This is a genomic window from Acidobacterium sp. FHG110202_01 (assembly GCF_059115305.1).
In genome coordinates, this window is the sequence record NZ_JBZYWJ010000003.1 from 207,773 (window position 1) to 233,316 (window position 25,544).

General features: G+C 58.4%; 17 protein-coding genes. 7 read left to right on the forward strand and 10 right to left on the reverse strand.

The window, feature by feature from the left end:
* Positions 1 to 73: 73 nt before the first annotated feature.
* From purL to AC5S16_RS07210, 5 genes are all read right to left on the reverse strand, one after another.
* Positions 74 to 2,398: a phosphoribosylformylglycinamidine synthase subunit PurL gene (gene purL / locus AC5S16_RS07190; protein WP_493929360.1), complete on the reverse strand. Its 2,325-nt coding sequence runs from the start codon at positions 2,396 to 2,398 to the stop codon at positions 74 to 76.
* Positions 2,399 to 2,548: 150 nt separating this feature from the next.
* The gene (gene mmuM, locus AC5S16_RS07195) at positions 2,549 to 3,562 is read right to left on the reverse strand and encodes a homocysteine S-methyltransferase (RefSeq protein WP_493929361.1); all 1,014 of its coding nucleotides are present in this window, start codon (positions 3,560 to 3,562) and stop codon (positions 2,549 to 2,551) included.
* A 40-nt stretch (positions 3,563 to 3,602) separates the two neighbouring features.
* On the reverse strand, positions 3,603 to 4,775 hold the full coding sequence (locus tag AC5S16_RS07200; RefSeq protein ID WP_493929362.1) for a S1C family serine protease: 1,173 nt from the start codon (positions 4,773 to 4,775) through the stop codon (positions 3,603 to 3,605).
* Positions 4,776 to 4,989: 214 nt separating this feature from the next.
* The gene (gene coaE / locus AC5S16_RS07205; protein ID WP_493929363.1) at positions 4,990 to 5,643 is read right to left on the reverse strand and encodes a dephospho-CoA kinase; all 654 of its coding nucleotides are present in this window, start codon (positions 5,641 to 5,643) and stop codon (positions 4,990 to 4,992) included.
* Positions 5,644 to 5,645: 2 nt separating this feature from the next.
* Positions 5,646 to 6,572 carry a bifunctional 5,10-methylenetetrahydrofolate dehydrogenase/5,10-methenyltetrahydrofolate cyclohydrolase gene (locus AC5S16_RS07210; RefSeq protein ID WP_493929364.1) on the reverse strand — a complete coding sequence of 309 codons (927 nt, stop codon included), beginning with the start codon at positions 6,570 to 6,572 and terminating at the stop codon, positions 5,646 to 5,648.
* Positions 6,573 to 6,608: 36 nt separating this feature from the next.
* On the opposite strand from AC5S16_RS07210, the gene AC5S16_RS07215 reads away from it, so the two are divergent.
* Positions 6,609 to 6,782, forward strand: coding sequence for a Trm112 family protein (locus AC5S16_RS07215; RefSeq protein ID WP_493929365.1), 174 nt, complete (start codon positions 6,609 to 6,611; stop codon positions 6,780 to 6,782).
* 260 nt (positions 6,783 to 7,042) lie between these two features.
* The gene (locus AC5S16_RS07220) at positions 7,043 to 8,503 is read left to right on the forward strand and encodes a UbiA family prenyltransferase (protein WP_493929366.1); all 1,461 of its coding nucleotides are present in this window, start codon (positions 7,043 to 7,045) and stop codon (positions 8,501 to 8,503) included.
* 601 nt (positions 8,504 to 9,104) lie between these two features.
* Here the strand turns inward: AC5S16_RS07220 and AC5S16_RS07225 are convergent.
* Positions 9,105 to 10,109, reverse strand: coding sequence for a cytochrome D1 domain-containing protein (locus AC5S16_RS07225; protein ID WP_493929367.1), 1,005 nt, complete (start codon positions 10,107 to 10,109; stop codon positions 9,105 to 9,107).
* Positions 10,110 to 10,280: 171 nt separating this feature from the next.
* On the opposite strand from AC5S16_RS07225, the gene AC5S16_RS07230 reads away from it, so the two are divergent.
* Entirely contained in the window at positions 10,281 to 13,901 is a 3,621-nt protein-coding gene (locus tag AC5S16_RS07230) for a carboxypeptidase-like regulatory domain-containing protein (RefSeq protein ID WP_493929368.1), read from the forward strand.
* 50 nt (positions 13,902 to 13,951) lie between these two features.
* On the opposite strand, the gene AC5S16_RS07235 is transcribed toward AC5S16_RS07230, so the two are convergent.
* The gene (locus tag AC5S16_RS07235; RefSeq protein ID WP_493929369.1) at positions 13,952 to 14,887 is read right to left on the reverse strand and encodes a tetratricopeptide repeat protein; all 936 of its coding nucleotides are present in this window, start codon (positions 14,885 to 14,887) and stop codon (positions 13,952 to 13,954) included.
* Positions 14,888 to 14,941: 54 nt separating this feature from the next.
* On the opposite strand from AC5S16_RS07235, the gene AC5S16_RS07240 reads away from it, so the two are divergent.
* From AC5S16_RS07240 to AC5S16_RS07250, 3 genes are all read left to right on the forward strand, one after another.
* A complete protein-coding gene (locus AC5S16_RS07240; RefSeq protein ID WP_493929370.1) occupies positions 14,942 to 16,534 on the forward strand; it encodes a tetratricopeptide repeat protein in 1,593 nt (530 codons plus the stop codon).
* A 123-nt stretch (positions 16,535 to 16,657) separates the two neighbouring features.
* Entirely contained in the window at positions 16,658 to 18,160 is a 1,503-nt protein-coding gene (locus AC5S16_RS07245) for a glycoside hydrolase family 27 protein (protein ID WP_493929371.1), read from the forward strand.
* Positions 18,161 to 18,388: 228 nt separating this feature from the next.
* Entirely contained in the window at positions 18,389 to 20,953 is a 2,565-nt protein-coding gene (locus tag AC5S16_RS07250) for an ABC transporter permease (RefSeq protein WP_493929372.1), read from the forward strand.
* A gap of 178 nt (positions 20,954 to 21,131) precedes the next feature.
* Here AC5S16_RS07250 and pyk read toward each other — a convergent pair whose 3' ends face one another.
* Together pyk and AC5S16_RS07260 are read right to left on the reverse strand one after the other, a co-directional pair.
* Positions 21,132 to 22,676 carry a pyruvate kinase gene (pyk, locus tag AC5S16_RS07255; protein ID WP_493929373.1) on the reverse strand — a complete coding sequence of 515 codons (1,545 nt, stop codon included), beginning with the start codon at positions 22,674 to 22,676 and terminating at the stop codon, positions 21,132 to 21,134.
* 84 nt (positions 22,677 to 22,760) lie between these two features.
* Positions 22,761 to 23,642 (reverse strand): YihY/virulence factor BrkB family protein, encoded by an 882-nt coding sequence (locus tag AC5S16_RS07260; protein WP_493929374.1) that lies wholly within the window; start codon positions 23,640 to 23,642, stop codon positions 22,761 to 22,763.
* Between the two features lie 451 nt (positions 23,643 to 24,093).
* Between AC5S16_RS07260 and AC5S16_RS07265 the strand changes: the two genes are divergently transcribed.
* Positions 24,094 to 24,429, forward strand: a complete 336-nt coding sequence (locus AC5S16_RS07265) for a YegP family protein (RefSeq protein WP_493929375.1) — start codon at positions 24,094 to 24,096, stop codon at positions 24,427 to 24,429.
* A 30-nt stretch (positions 24,430 to 24,459) separates the two neighbouring features.
* On the opposite strand, the gene AC5S16_RS07270 is transcribed toward AC5S16_RS07265, so the two are convergent.
* Positions 24,460 to 25,413 (reverse strand): hypothetical protein, encoded by a 954-nt coding sequence (locus AC5S16_RS07270; RefSeq protein WP_493929376.1) that lies wholly within the window; start codon positions 25,411 to 25,413, stop codon positions 24,460 to 24,462.
* Between the last annotated feature and the right edge of the window lie 131 nt (positions 25,414 to 25,544).

Consider the following 25,544-nt stretch of genomic DNA (forward strand, 5'->3'; position numbering starts at 1 on the left):
GCTCCGCTGCGCTCCGGCCGGGATGACAAATCAGAGATTTCGAGGATGCCTTCGATCAGGAGATGGCGCTGGTTCACGCAGACACCTCATCGTAGAGCCTGGCTTCGAGTGCGCCAGCCCATACATGCTGCAGTCCGGGGACGGTTTCGTCAATCACTGTTTTGCCGTTGATCTGAATGCGGAAATCATCGTCTTTTGTGGTTTCGCCGATGTTTTCGACGAGGAGCCCGGGATACTTCTTCACGATGGTCTTGATCTTATCGACCGCGGACATGTTGCAGGTCAAGATGGCCTGGGTTGCGGTTTCGCTGAACAGCGCCCATGCAGGGGGCAGGTCGGAGGTCTCTTCGAGATAGGCATTCACGCCGATATTATTTCCGAAGGCGCCTTCGGACAGGGCGACGGCGATGCCGCCATCGGATATGTCGCCTGCGGAGTGAAGCAGGCCGACATCAGCCAGCTCAGCCAGACACTTGTGCAGAGTGGCTTCGGCACTGAGGTCGAGCGCGGGCGGCGTTCCCCATATCTCGCCGAGTACGGTCTTGGCGTATTCGGATGAACCGAATTCGCGCAGGCGCTCTTCGATGGGCGGCAATTTCGCGGCTGCGAGGAGCAGAATGGCGTCGCCTTCTTTGCGGAAAGCAGAAGGCACGGTTCTGGTGACGTCTTCGAGGATGCCGACGATTCCGAGAACCGGCGTGGGGTAAATGCCTTCGCCGCGCGTTTCATTGTAGAGGGAGACGTTGCCGCCGGTGATGGGCGTGCCGAGAGCGATGCAGGCCTCGGAGATGCCATCGATGGCGGCGGAAAGCTGCGCCATGATCTCCGGCTTTTCCGGATTGCCGAAGTTGAGGCAGTTGGTGGCGGCGATGGGTGTCGCTCCGGTACAGGCTACCTTGCGCGCGGCTTCGGCTACTGCGTGCTTTGCGCCGAGTTTCGGGTTGAGATAACACCAGCGTCCGTTGCCGTCGAGGGACATGGCGAGGCCGCGCTTCGTCCCCTTGATGCGCATCACGCCGCCTTCGCCGCCCGGGCCCTGCACAGTGTTGGTCTGCACCATCGAATCGTATTGTTCGTGTACCCAGCGCTTGGAGCAGATGTTCGAAGATGCGAGCAGCTTGCGCAGGTCTTCGGTATGGTCGCGGGTCGAGACCTTGTCTTCGTAATTCAGCTTTTCTAGAGCGCTCCGTGTGGGCTCAGCCGGGACGGGCGCTTTCCATTCGCCGACGGGGCGGTGGTAGACGGGTGCATCGTCGGTAAGCGACTGGTTGGGAATGTCGGCCATGAGCTTGCCGTGATGCAGGATGCGCAGGCGCGGCTCGGGGATGACGGTGCCGACGATGACGGCGTCGAGTCCCCATTTGGTGAAGACATCAAGCACTTCCTGCTCGCGGCCCTTGTCGGCGACAAGCAGCATGCGCTCCTGCGATTCGCTGAGCATCATTTCGTAGGCGGTCATGCCGGTTTCGCGCTGCGGAATGTAGTCCAGATTCATTTCGAGACCGACACCGCCGCGCGCTCCCATCTCGCAACTGGAAGAAGTGAGGCCCGCAGCACCCATGTCCTGAATGCCGACGATGGCGCCGGTCTTCATGGCTTCGAGGCAGGCTTCAAGAAGAAGCTTTTCCATGAAGGGATCGCCGACCTGCACGTTGGGGCGCTTCTGCTCGGAACCTTCCTTGAACTCTTCGCTGGCCATGGTGGCGCCGTGGATGCCGTCGCGGCCGGTCTTGGCTCCGACGTAGATCACCGGATTGCCGACGCCGGTGGCCTTGGCGTAGAAGATTTCATCGCGGCGGACGAGGCCGAGGGCAAAGGCATTCACCAGCGGGTTGCCGGAGTAGCACTCCTCGAAGCGGGTTTCGCCGCCCAGATTGGGGACGCCGAAACAGTTTCCGTATCCGGCAATGCCGTGGACTACGCCTTCGACGATGGAGTGATTCTTATGTGCGAGCTCCTGCGATGTGTCTTTTTCTTCGGCGATGGGACCGAAACGCAGCGAGTCCATGACGGCAAAGGGGCGCGCGCCCATGGTGAAGATGTCGCGCAGGATGCCGCCGACGCCGGTGGCCGCGCCCTGAAACGGCTCGATGTAAGAGGGGTGGTTATGCGACTCGATTTTGAAGGCGCAAGCCCATCCGTCGCCTACGTCGATGATGCCGGCATTTTCGCCTGGACCCTGGACGACGCGGTCACTTTTGGTGGGCAGGCGCTTCAGGTGCACGCGCGAGGACTTGTAGGAGCAGTGCTCGCTCCACATGACGGAGTAGATGCCCAGTTCGGTGAGGCTGGGGGTGCGTCCCAGAGCAGCGACGATGCGGTCGTATTCCTCAGGGGTAATACTGTGCTGAGCCAGAAGCTCGGGGGTGATGGCTGCTGGGAGCGGTTCTGATTTCATGGCGGATACACATCTATTGTCGCATGGGACTGCGCGGATTCGATAGATGTACTGCGTGCTCCGGCGTCCTGTGAACCTCCCACGTTAGCTACGCGAACCCATTCGGCTTCGCTCAGGGCAGGCTGTGGGGCACTCAGGTTTTGTCCCGGCTTACGTCAGAGCTTTGCGGATGGCGCGAATGTGGTCCGGGGTGGTGCGGCAGCAACCGCCGATGATCTGTGCTCCAGCGGCGGGCCACTCCCGGGCTAACTGGCCGAACTCGGCGGCATCGGAGGTTCCCGTCCAGCGGCGATGTTCGGCGTCCCAGCCTTCTCCGGAGTTGGGATAGACGACGATGGGCTTGCTTGTGGACTGCTTCAGTTCGCCAATGAGCGGAGTGATGAACTTCGGAAGGGTGCAGTTGATGCCGATGGCGATGACCTGTTTTTCCTTGTCCAGGAACTCTGCGCACTGGGTGAGTTTTTCTCCGTGAGCGACGTGCTCAGCGTCCCTGCAGGTGAAGGAGATCCAGCCCTGGACCGATGGGTGCTGATGCAGAGCTTCAATGATGGCTTTGGCTTCTTCGATGGACGGGATTGTCTCGAAGGCGACGAAATCGGCCTGGGTTGTTTCGATGACTGCCAGGCGCTCGGAGTGGAAGCTGACTAGATCCGTGGAACTCAGGTCGTAGTTGCCGTGGTATTCAGCTCCGTTGTGCAGGGCTGCTCCGTAGGGGCCCAGGGAGGCTCCAATCCAGATGGGTCGGGGGGATTGGTTGTTGTATTTTTTTCGGGCGGAAAGAGCTAAGTTGATAGATTGACGGAGGGCTTCTTCTGCTTTTGTGCTCGCATTTTCGTTCTGCGAACCTCCCAGGTTAGCTTCGCGAACCTGGGGCACCCATGTTTTGGGTTCCGTGTCGGTTCCACCCACCCTGGTTTTCGTCTTCGCGTTTCCTAGTTCGGCGTAGCCTTTGGCGGAGACCTGATAGCTGGCGGTGAGGATGCAGTCAGCTCCGGCTTCGAGATAGCTGAGGTGGACGGCTTCGATGATCTCTGGGTTGTCTTCGAGCACGTGAGCGGACCAGAGTGGGCCGCTGATGTCGCATCCGCGGCGCTCGAGCTCTGACGCCAGGCCGCCGTCGAGAATGCGGATGCCGGAGATATCGAGCTGGGATGCGGGTGTCATTGTTAGAAAATCAGGGGACTACAAAATCAGGGACTGCAGATCAGGCGGCGCGGTCTCCGGCTTCGCCCAGGGTGACGCGGGCGGTCAGCTTGCGGCGTCCGCGGATGTAGGTCACGGTCACAGAGTCTCCAACCTGGTGGTGGTCCATGATGTCGGAAAGGTCTTCTTTGCTCGAGACCTGCTGACCGTCAATAGCCACGATGAGGTCGCCGCCGAGATTGATCTGTGTGTTATTGAGGTAGGCTGCCTCGTTGCCGGCGCGCAGTCCGGCGCGTTCCGCAGGGCTTCCCGGGGCAACGCGCTGTATCAGGAGGCCGTATTCGGCGGCGAGGCCTATCTGCTGGGCGAGATCCGGGCCAATCGGCAGAGTCTCAACACCAAGTACCGGGCGGCGCACGCGGCCATAGCGCTGGAAGTCGCTGAGAACGGCTTTTGCGGTATCGATGGGGATGGCAAAGCCGATGCCGGCGCTCTGTTCGACGCCTTCATTGGGATTGGTAGCGATGAGCGAGGTGATGCCGATGACCTCGCCGCGCGAGTTGAGCAACGGTCCGCCGGAGTTGCCGGGGTTGATGGCAGCATCGGTCTGGATAGCGTTCTCAATGGGGTCGCCCCCGGGCCCGCGGATGGAACGCAACGCGCTGATGATGCCTGTGGTCATGGTGCCGTTCAATCCAAAGGGATTGCCGATGGCGTAGACCTTCTGGCCGACGACAAGGTTGCGGGAGTCAGCCAGTACTGCGGGAACAAGGTTGTTGCCGCCCTTAATCTGCAGCATGGCGAGATCGTGATGCGCGTCGGTAGCGACGATGGTGGCTTTGTAGTGGTGCTTGTCATAAGTGGTGACGTCGACCTGCGTTCCGCGCTGCACGCGGGTATTTCCGTTGGCGATGACGTGAAAGTTGGTGAGAATCTGGCCTTCTGATGACAGGATGAAGCCCGAGCCCTGGCCCTGCTGGGGAACCAGTCCATAGAAGAAGTTGAACGCCTGGGAAGTGGCAGTGATGTTGACCACCGACGGCAGCACCTTCTTATAGACGCCGATGTTGTTCAGCTCTTCGGCGTCATAGGCGGGTGCGGCGTGAGCTTCGGTCAAGTGCAGCGGCGCAATGCCGGAGCGGGAAAACATCTGATCGACTGGCAGGCCGTGGTTGATGAAGTACCAGAAGCCGAAGACCAGCAAGAGCACCAGGATAATCCTGCGAAAGATCATAGTGATTCGTCCGTTTCCAGCCTGTATGCATGGATGCAGGCAAGAGCGTATTTCATAGGTTATTTCAGGACAGCCCGGGGCTAAAGCCCCTCCTGGTCTAACTGTTTCTTCACCGGCCTGAAGGCCGGTGCTTCTACCTGGCCCTGCGGTGCAGGGCTGGAAGAATTCTTACAGTGTTTCTACCTAAGCACTATGAAACATGCTTTTATCAATTTTAGCGGTTTGGGGGCTGGTGGAGTTGGGCGAGAACTTCTTCGACCTGACGTTCGGTACCGGCGAGGTCTTCGCTGTTGTCGATGATGAAATCGCTGAGCGGAATTTTTTTTTTGTCAGGGATTTGTGCTGCGAGCCGGGCGCGGGCGTCTTCTTCGATGACTTTTCGTTGATCGGGGTCTTTTGCAGCGTCAGTGCGCGCGAGGAAACGCTTGATTTTCAACTCGTCGGGAGCAGTCACGAGGATGATGCGGTCGAAGCGGTCGCGCCATCCAGGAACGCTGCCCGAGGCTCCGGCCTCAAAGATCAGGGCGGATTCGATCATGGCGATGGCGTTGGGATCGCGGGCGAAGATTTCCTCCGCCCATTTTTCCTGCGCGGCGATGACCGGCGGATGGACGATGCGGTTCAACTCGTCGAGGCGGCCCTGCCGGAAGGCGAGCTGGGCCAGCTTTTTCCGGTCGAGCGCGCCGTCGGGCTGAACGACTTCCGGGCCAAAGTGCCCGACGATCTGCCGGTAGACCTCCTCGCCAGGCTGCATGAGACGGCGGCCTACCTCATCGGCGGAGATGACATGCACGCCGCGCGCTGCGAACATCTGCGCCACGGTGGTCTTGCCGCTACCTAACCCGCCGGTGAGGCCTACGCGCAGCATTTCTAGACTGTAAGCCCACGACGCAGTTTTGCGGCACGCACGGTGTTCGCCATGAGCATGGCGATGGTGAGGGGGCCGACTCCTCCGGGGACGGGTGTGTAGGCGCCGGCGAGCTTGAAGGCTTCCGGGTGCACGTCGCCGACGATGGTCGATCCTTTGAGGAGGAATGTTTCTTCGCGCTTCTTGTTTCCGGCGAAATACTTGTCGAACTCTTCGCGCGTGGTGATGCGGTTGATGCCCACGTCGAGAATGGTCGATCCGGGCTTGACCATCTCCGGAGTGACGTAGCCGGGGCGGCCGATGGCGGCGACGAGGATGTCGGCGTTGCGGGTGAAGCCTGGGAGATCGCGCGTTTTGCTGTGGCAGATGGTGACCGTCGCGTTTTCGTGCAGGAGCAGGATGGAGATGGGCTTGCCGACAATGTCGCTGCGGCCAATGACCACAGCATTCTGGCCGGAGATGGGCAGGTCGCTGCGCTTGAGCATCTCGATCATGCCTGCGGGAGTGCAGGGGGCAAGCGCGGACTGTCCGCTTTGCAGGCGGCCTACGTTGACGGGATGGAAGCCGTCCACGTCTTTTGCTGGAGAGACGGCTTCGAGCAGCAGCTTGGCGTTTACCTGCTTCGGCAGCGGCAGCTGGATGAGGATGCCGTCGATGTCGTCGCGGGCATTGAGCTTTGCGACCAGCTCGAGCATTTCTTCGGTGGTGATGGTTTCGGGCGGAGTAATGAGGTCGGAGTAGATGCCGAGCTGCTCACTGGTGCGGACTTTGTTGCGGACGTAAATCTCAGAAGCAGGCACATGGCCTACGAGCACCGCGGCCAGTCCGGGACGAATGCCCTGAGCGGCCAGCCGCTGGACCTCGGCGGCAACTTCGGTTTTGATCTGGGAGGCAATGGCGTTTCCGTCGAGTATGCGTGGTGTCGTCATCACTGTTTCATGGTAAAGGATGCGTACACTGTTGTTATGACTGAGACGATTGTTTCTCCGGAGCTGCTGGCGATGTTTGTCTGCCCTGTGTGCCATGGCAAGCTGGCTTTGGACGGGAGCCGCCTGGGATGCGCGCAGTGTGGCCGCAAGTATCCGATTGAGGATGGGATTCCTGTCCTGCTTGCGGACCGGGCGGAGAATGCACATTGAGCCAGAAGGGCGGGCTGTCATGGGGGGCCATGCTGGCTTTGCTGCTGTTGGCACTTGCTTTGGCCTTCGGGATTGCTTTCTGGGCGCTTTATCCTTTCTTTCGACATGCGCGGTAGGTACCAAAAGCTTTTCACCACAGAGGACGCAAAGAGCACAGCGGTTTCGCAGAGGATGTTCCATGCGGCAGGCTGGTATTTTTGTAATTTTCAGGCGGGGTGCGCGGACAGTAGACTGGAGTTTTAGAAGTAAGTAACGTTTTGTTGAACCAGGCACAACTCGATGTAGCGGCACAGGCAGCGGTGCAGCGGCCCCTGTGTGTTGATCTGGATGGGACGCTGGTCAAGAGCGATACGCTGCTCGATTCATTGCTCGTGCTGGTGCGCACGCATCCGCTGAGCGTGTTCAAGACCTTTCGCTGGGTGATGGGCGGGAAGGCAGCACTCAAGGCAGAGGTCAGCTCCGTGGTTTCGCTCGATGTGGCGCATCTGCCTTATAACCGTCCGCTGCTTGAGTACCTGGAGCAGGAGCGCGGGCAGGGGCGACGGATTTTTCTGGCAACCGGCGCGGATGGGAAGCTCGCAGAGCGCATTGCCGCGCATCTGGGAATCTTTGACGGCGTGCTGGCCAGCGATGGGCGCACCAACCTTACGGGAAGCAATAAGCTGAACGGACTGGGCGCGGAGTTCGGGGAGATGGGCTTCGACTACATCGGCAATGCCCGCCCCGACCTGCCTCTGCTCGAGCATGCGGGCGAAGCGATGCTGGCCAATCCTCACGCTTCGCTCAAGGGGCTGGTCCGCGCGCGCGGCATCAAGATCAGCCGCAGCTTTGAAGACCGCATGCCGCGGATGAAGACTTTCCTGAGAGCTATCCGGCTGCACCAGTGGGCAAAAAATGTGCTGATCTTTCTGCCGGTGCTGCTGGCCCATGCTTTGCGGCTGCAGCTCATTCTGGATGCGCTGCTCGCGTTTCTCTGCTTCAGTCTTTGCGCTTCTGCCACGTACATCATCAATGACCTTCTGGATATCGAGGCTGACCGCAGGCACCCGCGAAAACGCTTCCGGCCTTTTGCTGCCGGCGATCTGCAGGCCACGACCGGAGTGGCGATCAGCCTGCTTTGCCTCGCTGCCGGTTTCGGAGGCGCGCTGTTGCTTCCCGGAGCATTTGTGGGATGGCTCGCGGCCTATCTGGTCACGACGCTGAGTTATTCGCTCGCTCTGAAACGTGTCGTCCTGCTCGATGTGATCCTGCTCTCAGGGCTCTACACGCTGCGCATACTCGCGGGCGGCTCGGCTACGGATACGGGCATCTCGACCTGGCTCGCAGCCTTCTCAGTGTTTTTCTTCTTCAGCCTGGCCATGGTGAAGCGCTTCAGCGAGCTGCAGAACCTGCGCGAGCGCGGGCTTGCTCCGTCCAATGGGCGCGGCTACCTCGTGGCCGATATCGAACAGCTGCGCAGCTTCGGCACGGCCAGCGCGTATGCGGCGGTGGTTGTGTTTGCGCTCTACATCAGCGGAAGCAATATCCAGGAGCTCTATGCCCACCCGGTGAGGATGTGGCTGATTGTTCCGTTGATGCTGCTATGGGTAAGCCGTGTCTGGCTGCTGGCCTCACGCGGCGAGATGAATGAAGATCCGGTGATCTTTGCTGTGACCGACAGAATGAGCCTGCTGATGGGGCTGGGCGTGGTCATCGTTGCTGTTCTCGCCGCGATCCAGTAGGGACTGGCCGTCCAGGCAATGCATCCGCTCTTCGCGGATGCCAAACCTCTGTCGCGCCATTACCGCGCCATCACAAGGATGATCTCCTCTCCCTGGGGAGAGGTGCTAAGTCTTTGAAAACAAGCTCCTTCTATTTTAAAGGCGACAAAGTATTGAAAACAAGATAGTTCCATGCAAAGTCCTGATTCCAGGCAATATAAAACCCGCCATGAAGGCGGGTTTCTGTTTATTTCGTTCCTACTTTCAGGATATCAGGAAAAGGGGAAATATAATGTCATTGTTCGTTTCAACGAATATCACTTGGAACCAGTAATTTACAGCAAAATGTTACTTTCGGAATGGTTGACAGGACGATATCATCCGCGTCGAGGCTGAAGCACTTTATTCACCGGGATACTGAAAAATCCATTGCAGTTCAAAAGCAATCCCTCGGCGGCTAAAGCCGCGCTGATTTAAGGCTATTTACGGCACGACTGAAGTCGTGGCCCCTTCAAAACCAGGATTTTTTCAGCACCGCTGAAAGGCCGGTGCTTCTACCCTAAAAGCGAATACACACCAAAACAAATCTGTCCCAAAACCTAATCCGCTCCCAGATGAAAAGTCACTCGGCCCAGCCGAGACCGTCGGCCATTTTGCCTGCGGTGATCAGCTTCTTGACATTCCAGTGATCCAGGTCGACGGCGGCCACCTTTCCGCTGGAGTTGCATGAGACATAGGCTACCTTGCTGCCGCGAGGGATAAGAATCTCCTGCGGTGTGCTGGGGACGTCGATGCTGCGCGCTACGGTCATATTGTTCAGATCGACTACAGCCACCTGGTTCTTCGAAGGGACGGCGACGAGAAGCCAGCGGCCATCGGGAGTGGGAGCTGTGCCGTAGCCTGTACCGGGCAGCGGGACCCATGTCTTCACTTTTTTTGTTGCTGTATCGATCACGGCGAGCTGAGGTCTGGTCTGGTCGGAGGTGAAGACCAGCTTGTCGTCATTGGAGATGGAGATGCGCTGCACCATACCGGAGACAGGGACGACGGCGAGGGTCTTGCGGCCCGTCATGTCCAGCATGGAGACTGTGCCCGGACCGACGTTTGCCGTGTAACCGAAGCGGCCATCGTGGGAGAGGACGAGCATGTGCGACTCTTCCTGTCCGGTGGGGATGGCGCCGATGATCTTGCGCGTGTGTGGATCGATGATAGTCACGGATTTGTCGAGCTCGGTGGTGACGTAGAGCACGCCGCGCGCGGGATCAAGCACGGGCTGGTGCGGGCGCACTCCATGGCCGAAGTCGATGTTGCCGATGATCTTTTTTGATGGCACGTCGATGATGAGCATCTGGTGGCCGTCGATGCCCGGCTTCCCTACTCCGGTGCTGCCGTAAATCGGCATATATGCAATTCGCCCATCGCTCGAAACGGCAATCTCGTGGCCGTGGACTCCGGGAGTGTTCTCAGCTACGGTTGCCACCTGTGTGGCCGATGCTGCGTCAACGAGGCTCAGGTTGCTGTCGCCCTGATTGACTACGAGCAGTGTTTGCGCGGCAGCGCTCACGGCAATGATTCCGCCGAGGCAGAGGCTCGTCAGCAGGCGACGAAGAGAGAAGGTCTTAGACATAGAGCCAAAGTATAGCGAACAGTGATGGGCTGCTGGTTGACAATTCCTGAGTCCGCATTTTACCGTTGGAACCGGTTTTCAATTAGCAGTTCCAAAGCACGGTAAATGTAACCGTTTCCAGATCTTTGCAAGACAAAGAAACTAAGAAAAATTTACGAGGTTGAGAGACACATGCAGGATAGGGGTTCGTCTGCAGTCCAGTGGCTGCTGTGCATTTTATTGTGTCTGGTAGCGGCCGGACACGGTTTCGGTCAGGACACAAACGCTTCGTTGACGGGCACGGTCACAGACCCGAACGGGGCTGCTGTACCTGGTGCAACGCTGACGCTCTCCAACGAGGTCACACAATTCAAGATCAACTTCACTGCCAACGATGCAGGCGAGTTCAACTTCACCAACGTTCCGCCGGGCAAGTACGACCTGTTTGCCAAGGCCAATGGTTTCCAGTCAGTCACGCAGAAAGGGATCGAGCTAGCTGCCACGCAGCAGGCGCGCGTCAACGTACAGCTCCCGATTGGAAATGTCGCGGAAAATGTGACGGTCACCGGCGAGGCTTCGCAGATCAACTATGTTGATCCGACGGTTGGCGGCGGCATCGCTCCGGAAACGCTGCAGGACTTTCCGCTGACGGTTTCCGGCGCGCCGCGCTCTTCGGTGACAGTTGCCGATATGCTGCCTGGCGTAAGCACCGGCGCAAGCGGCAACGCATACAACACGCGCATCAATGGCGGACTGGTCAGCGGCGATGAGGCGCTGGTAGACGGCGCGACCGCGATGGAAGGCTACATGAACCAGAGCGGCATGGTGAGCCTGGAGACGGACTTCGGCATGTCGCCCGACATTACCAGCGAAGTCCACGTGTTGACGGCGAATTATGATGCACAGTACGGCAATTCGACGTCCGGACAGCTGATCATTGCCACGCGCTCGGGCGGCGACCAGTTTCATGGCGCGGCATACGAGTACGCACGCAACGACGCGTTGAACGCGCGCCAATGGGGGCTTCCGCTCACTTCGCGAAAGCCGGCGGACAAGGAGAATGACTTCGGCGCGAATGTCGGCGGACCGATTCCAATCCCCGGAATGCATGGCCCTTCGTCGTTTCTGAAGGGCTACTTCTACTTCAACTGGGAAGGCTTCAAGGAAGCCGGCGGGGCCAATTCCGCCACGCTGTCCATTCCTTCGCTCGCGGCGCGCAATGGAAATTTCAGCGGAGTGGGCAGCCAGCTTTACTACCCGAATGATCCTTCCAAGTACGGCGCCGATGCGGGACAGCCCATCGCTTATGGCGGCGTCCCCAACCAGGTCAATCCGGCTTATGAGGACCCGGTTGCTGCGGCCTGGATGGCCGCACTGCCCACGCCGACCAACAGCGGAGAAATCAATAACTACTTCATCCCCAAGGCGGGCCAGGGATCGCTGACCGCGAATGAGAATGTTTACTTCGGCCGCGTTGACATGAACGTAGGCTCGAAGGACCACTTCTTCTGGACAACATGGTGGCAGCGCTCGGGAACGAACACGCAGAGCAATCTCCCGGTGGATATTTCGACAGCAAGTCCTGCGAACCCGGAGAACGCCAACATCCAGCGCCTGAACTGGGAGCATAACTTTTCCGGCAACATGACCAATCACGCAACCATCGGGTATCTCAACCGCAACGAGGCCTATTACGCGCTGAATGGTCATGCCCAGCTGCCTACAGTTCCTGGTGTTGCGAACACATCGTTCCTGCCGCAATTCTCCTTTGGCGGCGGCTACACTCAGCTCGGCAACTCGGCAGCTCCGAACCCGGGGCAAACGAAGACTACCCGCGGCACCTGGGCCTTCAACGATGTGTTTACGCGCATCATTGGATCGCACACACTGAATGCGGGCTTCGAGTGGCGCCTTGCTGGAACTTCTATTCACCTGGGCACAAACCAGGGAGGAACCTTTACCTTCAATGGGGATACAACCGGCAACCAGGGCTGTTCGGCTGCGGCTCCCTGTCCGGGAAGTGCCGCGGCCAGCTTCTATCTCGGCTCGGTATCCTCTGCCAACGTGGCCTACTACAACATCTTTGCTGAATATCCCCGGCAGGATGCATGGGCGGTTCATGTGGGCGACAGCTGGCGCATTATGCCGAAGCTCACGGTCGACTACAGCCTGCGCTGGGATTACATTCAGCCTTTCCGCGAGAAATACAACAACCTTTCGTTCTTTGACCCGAATGGCCTGAATCCCGGCGCGGTTACTGCCGGCGGGACCGAGCTGAAGGGCCGCCTTGCCTTTGCCGGCAACAAATTCGGAGACGCCAGCTATGGGGCTCCTTATCCTGAGATTCCGTTCAAGAAAGGCTTCGCGCCTCGCCTTGGCTTTGCCTACACAGTGAATGAAAAGACAGTCGTCCGCGCAGGCTACGGGATTTACTTCGGACAGGCTTTTTATCCGGGGTGGTCCGGCGGCATGAGCCAAGACGGATTCAACAAGACCGTTACCCTGAATGAGAAGTCGCTCGGCAACCTCAAAGTGCCGGCACTCTATCTGGCCAGCGGCATCAGCCCCGACCAGGTGGGGCCAACGAAAAACATCTCTTCGAGCTTCGACAACGGACAAACGCCTTCGCTCTATCGTCCGCTGGACGGCAACCGCAGGCCGTACTCCTCGCAGTGGAACCTGACCATCGAGCGCCAGCTGCCACAGAGCTTTACGGCAACGGTTTCCTATGTCGGCACACAGGGCACCCATCTGCCTTCGCAGATCAGCCCCCTCAACATACTTAACCCGAATGACAAAGCGATTACCAGCATGGGTGCAGACCTTGCGGCGAACTACGACTCGCCGGATGGTCCGGCCACTTTCGCCGCTCATGGCGTGAGCACGCCTTATGTGGGCTGGGAAACGCAGATGACAGGCTGCGCGCCAACGCTGGCGCAGGCCCTGGTGCCGTACCCGCAGTTCTGCGGCACACTGCAGGGACTGAATGAGCAGCATGCGACTTCGTCTTATCACTCGCTGCAGCTCGGGGTAAACCGGCGCGCGAAGAACGGCCTGTTTGTGCTGGGCTCGTTCACGTATTCGAAACTGATGACCAATGCCTCGTATACCACCCAGGCAAGCAGCGGCAATGGGATTGGGAACAGCGGCGACTTCTCGCCGTTCAATAACACCACGCGCGATTATGCGCTCGCGCCTGACAATGTTCCGATCACCGCTCAGATCTCCGTGGTTTACGATCTTCCGTTCGGCTACCACAAGCGTTTCCTGAACCAGGGCGGCGTGATGAATGTTTTTGTCGGCGGATGGCAGGTGGCTCCGCTCTATCACTACGAGTACGGAACGCCATTGTGGTTCAGCTCGTCTTCATGCCCGACCAGCAGCCTGGTGCCTGCATTCCGCCAATCCTGTATCCCGGGCGTTCTGCCGGGCCACAAGCCATTTCTTCACAGCCGCAACGGCTTCAACCCGAACACCAATGGACGGCTGCTCGATCCAACAGCCTTTGAAACGGACTTCTCGCAATTTGGGAATACCGGCACCGGCAGCGCTGTTTCAAACCTCTACGGTCCGGGCTATCAGGACACCGACATCGCCTTTACCAAGAACACGAGGATCACGGAGAGAGTGAACTTCAAGTTCATGGCCAACTTCTTCAACGCATTCAACAATCATTACTTTGTTTCGCAAGGCAATGGACCTTCGCTTCCCTTCGTGACCGATGTTGCCGCTTCCGGCAATTCCTTCGGCACGTGGAATGGAACGGTGAGCAATCCGCGAACGATCCAGTTCGCCGGGCGCATCGAGTTCTAGGGGGAGAAAAATATGAGCTGCTCAGCCTGTTCCGGACTGAGCAGCTTTTCTTATTGCTGTGATTCCTGCGACGCATGGTGAAGGCGCAGATATATCTGGACCTCCTGCTGCGCGAGTTCGGCCTTGCCCAGCTTGCGGTACATGCGCGCCAGCGCGAAGTGCGGCTCCGCGTAATGGGCATCGAGCTGCGCGGCCTTGCTGTATTCGCTGACTGCAGCCTGCGAGTCTCCCTTGTTGTCGAGCACATTGCCCAGCTCAAAGTGCGCCGAAGCAATTGCCGGGTCCAGCCGGATAGCGTCGCGAAGACTGGCCTCTGCTTCCGGCAGGTGTCCCAGAACCTGCAAAGCGGCGGCAAGGTTGATGTGCGGCCATGCCACGCCGGGATCGAGCGCGATCGACTTTTCAAAGTTCGCGACCGCAATCGTATTTTCGTTTCGATAGAAATAGCAGAGGCCCAGATTGTTGTAGGCCCGCGCCATGCCGGGATCCAATTGAATGGCCTTTTGAAACTCAGCGATGGCGTCTTCATAGGCATGGGCATCGTAGTCGATGCGTCCAAGCCAGTAGGGATAAAGCGCGTTGGCCGCGTCCGCTGCGGCGAGCGCCTTCAGTTCCGTTCGCGCCCAGTCGCGATGCCCCATGCGTATGTATGCCATGGCAAGCGAGAACTGCAAAGGCGCAGGCAGCGGAGCAATGCTCTCCGCTTTTTTCCACGCGACGGCGGCATGCAGATCGTCATGATTGAGGAAATAGACTCCGCCCACGAACTGCAGCAGACGGTCTTTATAGGCGGCCTCATGCGCCGCCTCGATTTCCGGCAGCAGAATGCTTTCGGCTTTTATGTAATCACGCGCATCCAGCGCCTGCTGCAATGCTGCAGCCTGGGCCGGCTGCAATCCCAGAGTGTCCACAAGCAGGGAGCCGGGCAGTGTTTGGGCGTCTCCACGACATGCGAGTGCAAGCACAAGCGCAGCGCTGGCGATCACCTTCCTGTGCCACCTCGACATAGGCCCAGTTTATTATGGCCACGAGAGATCCTTTTGCTTCGTTCCTTCTTCCAATGGTGTCTGCTGGTCTTTACGCTTGCTGGAGCAGAAGCTATGGAAGCGCAGCAGACCTCCTACCAGGCAACGATCCTCGACATTCAGCAGCAAATCGAACGCGGCGACCTGAGCGGCGTGTATGCAGCGCTCGATGCAGCGATGAAGCGTTATCCGAATGACGGTGGACTGGAAAATCTTCTTGGCGTTGTCGAGATTCAGAGCGGGCACACGGAAGCGGCAAAGCAGGCATTCGCCCATGCCGTCGCTCATAGTCCCAGGTTGATCAGCGCATATTCGAATCTCGCGCGCATCGATATGCAAACCGCAGATCACGATGCAAAAAGCGCCGATGAAGCTCTCCGGCTGTATCAGAGAGTGCTCGCACTCGATGCGGCGAATCCTGAAGCGGCTTATGGCGCAGGTACCGCGGCTATGTGGCGGCGGGAATATGCGGTCTCGCTCACGAGCCTCGGCAAGCTGAGCGCAGAAGAGCGCGCGAAGGCGCGCGTGCAGGCTGTGCTGTGCGCGGATGAACTGGGCCTCGGCCACAAGGAAGCAGCGGAAAAGGCTGCGGCGGCTATGTCTGCGAGCCCTGACCTGTCTGAAAGCGACGTGATGCTTGCCCTGCCAGCGCTGCGCGCCGCGCACCGCGCCGATCTTCTCGATACGCTCCTTTCCGCAGCGAATGAGCGCCAGCCGTTATCTGCGCCGGGCCTGCGCATGCTCGGTCTTGCCCAGGAGGCGGAAGGCAAGCAGCAGGAAGCACGGGCAACGCTGGAGCGCGCCTACGCAATGGGTCCATCAGATACATCAGCCACGGCGACGCTGGTCGACCTGGCGCGGCTTGCTCTGGCCACGAATGACAAGCAGGGCGCTCTTGGCTACCTTGCGCATGCGCGATCGCTTGCCCCGAAAGATGCGGAGCTCGCTTACGAGTATGGCTTTGTATGCCTGGAGATGAATCTGCTGCGCGAAGCGCGCCTTGCTATCGGAGAAGCCGTAAAACTCTCGCCGGACAACCCTGATTACATTCTTACGATGGGCACTGTTTCTTCGGGCGCGGATGCCTTGCCCTACCTTCGCAGGTACCATGAGCTTCGGCCCAATGATGCGGCGGGTGATCTTGCCTTCGGGATCGCATATTTTCAGAACAACGATTTTGAGAACGCGAGCACGTGGCTCACCAGGGCGACGACCGATGAGAAAACTGCGGCTTCCGCCCGTTACTATCTCGGCCGCACTCTCAACCAGCAGGGCAGATACAGCGAGGCGATTGCGCAACTGCGCCAATCAGCTGCTCTCAAGCCCAGGCAGCCCGAAGTTTCAGCTGAACTGGGTGCTGCGTATCTTTCGCTGAAGCAATATCCCGAGGCCACCGCCGAACTGCAGCGCGCTTTAGACCTTGAGCCCGATAACTATACAGCCAATTACGCTCTGGTGCGGCTCTATGCGCAGACAAACGATCCGCACCGCAGCGAACAGGCAAAGCGCTTTGCGGCTCTGCGGAATAAACAGGAGGAACAATATCACGACGCCATGCGCGTTATTGAGGCGCGTCCGCAACCTACGTCAAGTGATGCGCAGCAGTAGCGCACCGCCTTACGGTATATATGCGTTGCAGTCTAAAGGGCTGGAATATATACTTTCCGCGAAATCAAAAACAGTAAAAACATATCTCTGATTGAAAGCGATTACACAATGAATCAGGTAGTGATGAAGTCCCGCAAGGGGTTGGTCTGTACATGCGTTTCCGTCCTGTTCTTCTGCGTGCTGCTCTCAGCATGCAGGCAGCCGAGTATTGCCGGGAAGTGGGCGGCGCCGGGAAATACGCTCGACAACGGCGAGGTGCAGAAGACCATTCTCGATTTGCAGCAGAACGGCAGCGATGTGACCGGAACTTTCAAGACGCTGGGCTACTCGATGGACGTTACCGGCACAGTGAAAGGCACGCACTTCGAGCTGTTCAACAAGGAGCATCCGGAGAAGCCTTTCGCTACAGGCGATCTCGTAAATGGCGAACTCCACGGGATCCGCGGCACTCATCATCCTTTTGTCGCCAAGGCTGCGGGACCGGGAGACGATCTGCCAACCGTCGAGTATATCGAGCCGCCGGCGCTTAAACCTGTTTCTTATAACGGCCTGGCAAAAACGCCGCCGATGGGCTGGAACAGCTGGAATCTTTTTGCGAACAAGGTTGACGACCAGACTGTCCGCACGATGGCCGACGCCATGGTTTCCAGCGGCATGCGCGATGCCGGCTACATCTACATCAACATCGACGACACATGGGAAGGCGTGCGCGATGCGCAGGGAAATATCCAGTCCAATCGCAAATTTCCTGACATGAAGGCGCTCGCTGACTACGTGCATTCCAAAGGGCTGAAGCTCGGCATCTACTCGTCGCCCGGGCCGCGCACCTGCGCCAGTTATCCCGGAAGCTATGGACACGAAGATCAGGATGCGAAGACGTTCGCGGCCTGGGGCATCGATTACCTGAAGTATGACTGGTGCAGCGCCGGCGGAATCTATAAGGACGCGCAGCTGCAGCCTGTCTACCAGAAGATGGGCGCAGCACTGCAGGCAACCGGACGGCCGATCGTCTACAGCCTGTGCGAATATGGCCGCGGCCACGTGGAGAAGTGGGGACCGGATGTATCGGGGAACCTGTGGCGCACGACGGATGATATCCGCGATGAGTGGTCGAGCATGATGGGCAACATCGAAGAACAGGTGCCCACTGCTCCTTATGCCGGGCCCGGGCACTGGAACGATCCTGACATGCTCGAGATCGGCAACGGCCACATGACCGACGATGAATACCGCACGCACATGAGCCTGTGGGCGCTGACTGCCGCTCCCCTGCTTGCCGGCAACGACCTGCGCAACATGACGCCGGCGACGAAGGACATTCTGATGAACAAGGAAGTCATCGCCGTCGATCAGGACAAGTTGGGCAAGCAGGCTTCTCCGGCGAAGAACGGCGATCTTGAAACCTGGGTCAAGCCACTGGCTGACGGCAGTGTTGCGGTCGGGGTGGTCAACCTTGGCGGATCGGAAGCGAAGGCCACGATCGCAGCAACTGACCTGCAGCTGAAAGGCCCGGTGAAGAAGGCGCGCGACCTGTGGCAGCACAAGGATGTGGCGTTTACGGATGGATCGTATTCGGCACAGGTTCCTTCGCATGGGGTCCTTCTGTTGAAGGTGAGCGGCAAGTAGCTGGGAATGAAGGAGGCTGCTAAGAAAGTCCATTTGATTTAAAAAGCAATCCCTCGGCGGCTAAAGCCGCGTTGATTGAAGGCCATTTACGGCACGACTGAAGTCGTGCCCCTTCAAAACAGGGACTATTTCAACAACCTCTGAAGGGCCCCCGATCTTTGGCCTTGCATCCGGGAACTGCGGAAGGCATAGTTCCGTAATACCGGATGGAAACGGGATTGGGGGCCTATGCTGTCAGATCTGCGCGACGCACTGCGGCAACTCAGGAAGGCGCCGGGATTTGCCATCACAGCGGTAATCACACTGGCGCTGGGGATCGGCGCGACGACGGCGATCTTTACGCTTGTGCATCAGGTGATGCTGAAGTCGCTGCCGGTAGCCAAACCGGAGGAGCTGTGGCGGATTGGAGACAAGGATCGCTGCTGCAACTGGGGCGGGTATGTCCAGGGTGAGGATGGCGATTTTGCGCTGTTCTCGTGGGAAGCATACAAGAACTTCCGCGCGCATACTCCGGAGTTCGCAGAGCTGGCCGCGCTGCAGGCAGGCAATGCGCCGCTCGGCGTTCGGAGAGCGGGCTCGCAGGCGCCGGTAGATACGCGCAACGGGGAATACGTCTCCGGAAATTTCTTCAAGACAATGGGCGTGCAGCCGTGGATTGGCAGGCTGATGACCGACGCCGATGACGTGGAAGGCGCGCCCTCAGTCGCGGTGATGAGCTACCACATCTGGCAGGAGAAGTATGGCTCCGATCCCTCGGTGGCCGGCGCTACCTATCAGATCAACGGCCATCCTTTTACCGTGATCGGCGTGGCTCCGCCCGGATTCTATGGTGCGAAACTGGCCGGCGGGGGCATGCCGGATTTCTGGCTTCCGCTGACCACAGAGCCGCTGATCGATGGAGATACGGCGCGCCTCAAAAGACCGAACGGTAATTTTCTCGACCTGCTCGGAAGAGTGCGCCCAGGCGTGAATCCGAAGTCTCTTGAAGCGAAGCTCAAGGTGGAGTTCCACGACTGGCTGGCCAGCCATGTACAGGACATGGAGCCGGGCGAGAAACAGTTGTGGCAGCAGCAGACGCTTCATCTGGTTCCCGGCGGCGCAGGCGTGGCCTCGATGCGGGATGACTATCAGGATGGGCTGAAGCTGCTGCTTGTGGCCTCGGCGTGTGTGCTGCTGGTAGCCTGCGGGAATCTGGCGAACCTGATGCTGGCGCGTGGGCTGAAGGACCGGGCGCAGACTTCTGTCCGCGTGGCGCTGGGCGCTTCACGTTCGCGGCTGGTGCGCAGGGCGCTGGTGGAATGCGTGATGCTGGCGATGATTGGCGGAGCGCTGGGTGTTGCTGTGGCATATGCCGGGACGAGGCTGATTCTGTATCTGGCCTTCCAGATCGGCGGGTCGAATAACTATGTGCCCGTCAGCGCGACGCCATCGTGGCCGGTGCTGTTCTTTACGCTGGGCGTGTCTGTTCTGACAGGAATCATTTTCGGGATTGCGCCGGCGTGGGTGACGTCGCATGCCGATCCGGTGGAGGCACTGCGCGGCGCAAACCGTTCGGTGGGCGGCGGACGCTCCTGGGCGCAGAAGTCGCTGGTGATCGCACAGGCAGCCATGTCGCTGGTGCTTCTGTCAGCAGCGGCTCTGCTGGGCAAGAGCCTGCGCAATCTGGAGCATCAGAATTTCGGATTTGAGACTGAGGGCAGATATATTGCGTGGATCAATCCAATGCTGAGCAACTATAAGCCGGAGCAGATGGAGCCCATGTTCCGCGAGATTGATGATCGGCTGCGACAGATTCCCGGTGTGCGCATGACGGCTCCGGCGCTCTATGCGCCGATGACAGGCGACAGCTGGAACGATGGGATTCGCATTGAAGGCAGGCCGGAACCCGGAGCCAAGGAAGACACAAGCGCAGGCTGGGCACGGGTGATGCCGGGGTTCTTCGAAACGCTGGGCGCAAAGATGATGCTGGGCCGGTCCATTACCGAGGCAGACACAGCATCTACACGAAACATCGCGGTGATCAACGAAGCATTCGCCAAGAGGTTCTTCAAAGACCAGAACCCGATCGGGCAGCACTTCGGGCCGGACAAGATCAAGTATGCGTCGAACTTTGAAATTGTCGGAGTCGTGAAGGACATGCGGTACATGACCTACGAATACAAGAAGCCGGTCGGGCCGATGTTCTGGGTGCCTGAGGCACAGACAGTCAGCTACGACGATCAGGCCTACAAGAGCGGCGAGATCTGGTCTCACTTCCTGTACAACATCGTGATCTGGGCGCCGGGCTTCCAGCCAAATATGGAGAAGCGCGTGCGCGATGCGCTGGCCAAGGTCGATCCGAACTTTGTGATCTACGGCGTGGATCCATATGCCAAGGTGGTGAGCGCGGATTTCCAGCAGCAGAACATGATCGCTACCCTGACGACGCTGTTCGGAGTGCTGGGGCTGGTGCTGGCAGCCATCGGGCTCTATGGAGTGATGGCCTATACCGTGGAGCAGCGCACGAACGAGATTGGCGTGCGCATGGCGCTGGGCGCAGATCGCCGGGATGTAGTGAAGATGGTGCTGCGCGGCGCGTTTCTGCAGGTGGGCATCGGACTGGCACTGGGTATTCCGGCGGCGATTCTGGCCGGCAAGCTGATGAGCGATCAGCTCTTCGCGGTCAGGCCATGGGACCCGGTGATGTTGATGCTGGCTACGCTGCTGCTCGGCCTTGCGGCTTTGGTGGCGTCGCTGATTCCTGCGCAACGCGCGGCGAGCGTAGAACCGATGGTGGCTTTGCGGAATGAGTAGGACTTGAAACCCTCAGGGGCTGGGGCTTTTGCGGGTTATTGCGAGGGCTGAAGCCCTCGCCTACCTGATGACCGTAACAATGCGGGTGTTTGAACTGCAGGTCCCTCCGCTTCGCTCCCTTTGGTCGCTCCGGTCGGGATGACAATTTATAAGTGATTATGGTGGGAACTAATTTGCGCTAGCTTGCCTTTTTTGTCTTCCCTTTCGCGGCTTTCTTCGCCTGGGGCTTTGATGCCTTGTTCTTCGACATGCTCTTCTTTACGGATTCCGTGATGCGGTCGCCCAGCACGTGCAGGCGCAGGAAGTTGGTCGAGCCCGACTTTGTGCGCGTGCCTGCAACCAGTCCGAGAATATCCTGCGGACGGGCGTAGCCGCCTTCTTCCAATAATTGCTCCGCGATGTCGACCATCTGCTCGGTGGTGTGGGCCTTGGCACATTTGAGAGGATGCACTCCCCAGAGCAGGTTCATGCGGTTAATTACCGGCTCGACGCTCGAAAGAGCGTAGATGGGCGACCTGGGACGGTACTTTGAAAGCTGCCGCGCGGTCGTCCCTGTCTCGGTGAAAACGGCGACTGCAGCAATGTCCAGATCTTCGGCGGCGTGGGCCATCGATTCGCAGATGGTTTCGGCAACGGTGAGTCGCGTATGCACCGGCTGATGATTGTGCGCGGGCACGACGGGTTTCTGCCCTTCGGTTTCCATGACGATCTTGGCCATCATCTTCACCGCTTCGACCGGATACTTGCCGGCGGCGCTTTCTGCAGAAAGCATCACGGCATCGGTTCCGTCATAGATGGCGTTGGCCACGTCGCTCGCTTCGGCGCGCGTGGGGCGCGGGTTCTCGATCATCGATTCGAGCATCTGCGTTGCGGTAATGACCGGCTTGCGGTAACTGGCGGCAGTACGAATAACGTATTTCTGGATCGCCGGCACCTTCTCGGGCGGCACCTCGACGCCGAGGTCGCCGCGGGCCACCATCACGCCGTCCGATACTTCGAGGATGCTTTCAAGATTGTCGATGGCCTGCGGTTTTTCAAGCTTGGCGATGACCCATGTGTCGGCTCCAAGCGCGCTAATGCGGTACTTCACCAGGCGGACATCGTCAGCCGTGCGCACAAAGGAGACGGCAATGGCATCGACGTTGTTCTTGATGGCGAACTCAAGATCCCGCTCATCCTTTTCCGTGAGCGATGGCACGCGCACGGGAATACCCGGCAGGTTGATGCCCTTGTTTTCGCCCAGCATGCCGCCGTTGATGACTTCGCAGTCCACGTCTTCGCCCGGCACTTCCACAACGAGCAGCTCGATCAGGCCGTCGGCGAGCAGGATGCGCGCTCCGGATTCGAGATTTTCTGCAAGTGTTGGGAATGTTGTGCTGATGAGAGCGGCGGTTCCGGGAATGTCGCGAGGTGTGATGGTGAGGCGCTGGCCGGCTTTGAGTTGAACCGGGATGCGGTTCTTGAGGCGGCCTGTGCGGATTTTCGGTCCCTGCAGGTCGGCCAGGATACAGAGCGGTTTTTGCTCCTCGTGCGCGACCTTGCGCACCATCTCGATCAGCTTGAGCTTTTCCGGATGCGTGCCGTGGGAAAAGTTCAAGCGGGCCACATCGAGTCCGGCGCGAACAAGCTCGCGAAAGGTCGATTCGTGATTCGATGCGGGTCCGAGAGTTCCCACAATCTTGGCGCGGCGCACAATCGCAGGGCCGGCAGATGTTACGTTCATCCATCCCCCAAACAACGACTCAATAGATGAGTTGTGGTTATAAATTCTTTCCTATTTTAACCTGCAGATGTTAAAGGCAGTTGTCTATACGGTTTGCGCATTGCTTTGTGTCAAAGCGGTATCCGTTTCGGCAACCGGCATAGGGATGGGAAACATCTGTGCATTGAACTCTGCGCCGACGAGGATACTCATGGAAACCATGTAGAGCCACACGAGAGTAGCGACTGCGGCCGAGAGCGATCCGTAGACAACCGAGTAGTCGGCAAAGCGGGTGACATAGAGGCCATAAAGCAGCGTGGTCAGGAACCAGGTGACCGTTGCCAGCAAGGCCCCGGGCACCACGCGCCGCCAGTCCTGCATTTTTGGCGTACCGAAGTGGTAGATGATGGCGAGCACAGCAACGCTGGTGAGCATGGCGATGAACCAGCGCACCATTCTCCATAGAAAGAGCACGTAGGCGCGCAGATTGTGGTCGGCATTCTCGATCATCCAGCGCTCGATCTGATGACCGAAGACAATGAGCATCGTCGCAAAAAGCATCGGCACAAGCGTAATGGGGATCAGTCCGAAGGCAACGGCGCGCTCCCGCCAGAAGTTCCATGTACCCTCGGGCAGTTTGTAGGCTCGGCGGAAGCCTTCCATGATGGAGAGCATGAAACCTGCCGACGCAAGCACCGCCACGGCAGTTGCCGACCAGACCAGGCGCACCGAGCGAGCGTGATTGATCTGGAAGTAGCTCTGCACTACATCCATCGTGTCGGGCGGAAGGATGTCATAGAACGCGGCGCGGATGTCATTGAGCGTATCGCTCTCCGGGCCGAGCGCGAGAACCGTGGTTCCGACGAGGATTGCCGGAAAGAGGCTCAGGATGGCCGAGTATGCCGCGGCCTTGGCGAGGGTGAAGGCTCCGTGGTTGAAGGCATTCCATGCCGCGCGCCGAAGATGTGTCCAGAGGGACCACAACATACGTTGTCGAGAGTAAATGAACAACACCAGTGAGGAAACAATACTTTATGACGGATCAGGAATCAGTGTGCCGAGAGCTAACTGCAAGTTTCTTTGACTTTGTCACCTGGGAATCCATTCCGTACTGACACGGTTTTACCTCTCTCCTCTTATTTTGTACGGAGATTATTTGTTTTCAATGGATTAAGCCTGCGTTTTATGGATTAGTCCCCAGTCATCATTCTGCGAACCTCCCACCCTAACTTCGTCAGGATGGGGCACCCAGGTTTTTCTCTGCGGTGTAAATATTTCTGTATCAATGGGTTAGGTGATTCCTGGGCTTGACAAAGAAAATTGCCTGAGCTACTTTGCTCTTCCCGGCGGATAGTGCTGAGCCAAGCTGCTTCAAACCGGAGTAGAATGCAGCACGGCATGCAGACGGCCGCAAATCTCCCCTTTAAGGAAGGTACCGATGGCAGGCAAGTTCGAAATCAAGCACGCGAAAGACGGTCAGTTCTATTTCCACCTGAAAGCCAGCAATGGCGAGATCATCCTGAAGAGCGAGTTGTATAAGGCCAAGGCATCGGCGGAAAACGGCATCGCGTCGGTCAAGAAGAACGCGGCGAATGACGCTCTTTATGAGAAGAAGGTCGCCCATAACGGCCAGCACATGTTCAACCTGAAGGCTGCGAACCACGAGATCATCGGTACCAGCGAGACGTACTCGAGCGAAGCAGCGCGCGATAATGGGATCGCCTCGGTGAAGACGCATGTTGTCGATGCGGCTGTTGAGGATTTGACCGTCTAGTGAACCGGGGGACTTTGCTCCCCCGGTTTCTCAATGTTTCATGAATGGGTTGTAGACTGCGGTCGACATGTCCGGGACAACCGGCAAGTTCGGGGAGCAGACAGCATCGAAGTCAGCATTCATGGCACTCTTCTGCAGTTTGGTTTCGGGTCCATCGACCTTTTTCTGACAGTAGCGCCACCCCTCGCTGGTATGACTGTAGATATAGAGGATCCTCTGTGACACAACTGTCTCAGGTTCCTTTCCCTCTTCCATGGCTTGGTTGGCAGACTGATCGGCAACAAGCGCAAATCGCCCCTTGCCATCTGTTCCGATAGTAAAAATGGCCTCGTCGAAGGTTTCAGGGTCACAGGGATCGTTCATGCGCATACAGATTTCCTTCGACGGCAAGTGCTTGGCGTGCTCGCGGGCCAGTTGTGCACGCAGAGCGTCGTCCTTGGGTGGGTAAAGCTCGGTTGTCGCGCCGGTGCGCAGATCGGCCAGTTGCAGACGTTCAGGATGAACGGGAGAGAAATGAACCATGTTCTCGGTGATAATGATTTGTCCGGGAGCGACGATCACTGGTTCGAATCCATAAAATTTTTGGCGCAGGTTGAGCGTTTGATCGAATGCCAGAAGACATTCACCTGATGGAGAAATACTGGTAGACAGAAGAATGAACTCGCCGATAAAGAAAACTTCATCCGTCGATCCTGAGCAGATATCGGTCTTGTCTAAATCCCGACGCAGGATGGTGTTGCTGGCACGGTCGTAGCTGACGAGATGCGTAGGGCCAACGAGCATGTCACCGTTACGAGACTGGTATGCCAGGAATACCGTCTGTTTTTCGCCGGCGACGAGAATCGCCACATTTTGCTGGAGTTCAGATTCCTGAAATGACGAAAGAGGGACTTTCTGGGCGAGCAGCACCTGCCTCAGCGTTTCTGCAAGAGACACGGGGGCGGCGAGCAGCGGGATGAACAGCAAAGCGACGAGACGCAGCATGTTTTTAATCGGGGGATTGGAGAAATATGCCGCAGGCGGGTCATTCAGCGCAAGAAGTTTTCGTGGCTGGTGATCAGGTTTTTGGGGGCCGCGATTCTTGCGGGTGAAAGAGGGGTCGCTTCGACTTTGTC

Bases quoted from the DNA above. Each gene is read 5' to 3' on its own strand.
- AC5S16_RS07265 (WP_493929375.1), top strand. From the start codon at position 24,094: ATGGCAGGCAAGTTCGAAATCAAGCACGCGAAAGACGGTCAGTTCTAT.
- AC5S16_RS07200 (WP_493929362.1), bottom strand. From the start codon at position 4,775: ATGATCTTTCGCAGGATTATCCTGGTGCTCTTGCTGGTCTTCGGCTTC.
- AC5S16_RS07225 (WP_493929367.1), bottom strand. From the start codon at position 10,109: ATGTCTAAGACCTTCTCTCTTCGTCGCCTGCTGACGAGCCTCTGCCTC.
- AC5S16_RS07245 (WP_493929371.1), top strand. From the start codon at position 16,658: ATGAAGTCCCGCAAGGGGTTGGTCTGTACATGCGTTTCCGTCCTGTTC.
- coaE (WP_493929363.1), bottom strand. From the start codon at position 5,643: ATGCTGCGCGTAGGCCTCACCGGCGGGTTAGGTAGCGGCAAGACCACC.
- purL (WP_493929360.1), bottom strand. From the start codon at position 2,398: ATGAAATCAGAACCGCTCCCAGCAGCCATCACCCCCGAGCTTCTGGCT.
- AC5S16_RS07260 (WP_493929374.1), bottom strand. From the start codon at position 23,642: ATGTTGTGGTCCCTCTGGACACATCTTCGGCGCGCGGCATGGAATGCC.
- mmuM (WP_493929361.1), bottom strand. From the start codon at position 3,562: ATGACACCCGCATCCCAGCTCGATATCTCCGGCATCCGCATTCTCGAC.
- pyk (WP_493929373.1), bottom strand. From the start codon at position 22,676: ATGAACGTAACATCTGCCGGCCCTGCGATTGTGCGCCGCGCCAAGATT.
- AC5S16_RS07215 (WP_493929365.1), top strand. From the start codon at position 6,609: ATGACTGAGACGATTGTTTCTCCGGAGCTGCTGGCGATGTTTGTCTGC.
- AC5S16_RS07230 (WP_493929368.1), top strand. From the start codon at position 10,281: ATGCAGGATAGGGGTTCGTCTGCAGTCCAGTGGCTGCTGTGCATTTTA.
- AC5S16_RS07250 (WP_493929372.1), top strand. From the start codon at position 18,389: ATGCTGTCAGATCTGCGCGACGCACTGCGGCAACTCAGGAAGGCGCCG.
- AC5S16_RS07210 (WP_493929364.1), bottom strand. From the start codon at position 6,572: ATGACGACACCACGCATACTCGACGGAAACGCCATTGCCTCCCAGATC.
- AC5S16_RS07270 (WP_493929376.1), bottom strand. From the start codon at position 25,413: ATGCTGCGTCTCGTCGCTTTGCTGTTCATCCCGCTGCTCGCCGCCCCC.